Below are 352 nucleotides of genomic sequence, written 5' to 3'. Positions count from 1 at the left end.
GCCAGCAGCGAGATCAATGAAGCCCTCGTGCGTCAGCTCCATCGATGCGAGTTCATGGGCGATGCCAACAATGTCGTGCTTGTCGGCGGCCCTGGCACCGGAAAGACCCACGTCGCCACCGCCCTTGGCGTGCAGGCGGTCGAGCATCACCGCAAGCGTGTGCGCTTCTTCTCCACCGTCGAGCTTGTCAACACGCTCGAGCAGGAGAAGGCCCAAGGCAAGGCCGGCCAGATCGCCAACCGGCTCGCCCATTCCGATCTCGTCATCCTCGATGAACTCGGATATCTGCCCTTCAGCGCGTCAGGCGGGGCGCTGTTGTTCCATCTACTGAGCACGCTCTACGAGCGCACCA

At 62.8% G+C, this 352-nt stretch carries 1 protein-coding gene; it reads left to right on the top strand.

Going from position 1 to position 352, the window contains the following annotated elements:
- The coding region (locus tag E6C48_RS22380; protein ID WP_136360404.1) for an ATP-binding protein at positions 1-352 on the top strand (352 nt) is incomplete at both ends.

Source organism: Ollibium composti, from assembly GCF_004801285.1.
Classification (GTDB): domain Bacteria; phylum Pseudomonadota; class Alphaproteobacteria; order Rhizobiales; family Rhizobiaceae; genus Mesorhizobium; species Mesorhizobium composti.
The sequence above is the reverse complement of the archived record's forward strand: the minus strand, read 5'-3'. Positions and strand labels throughout refer to the sequence as shown.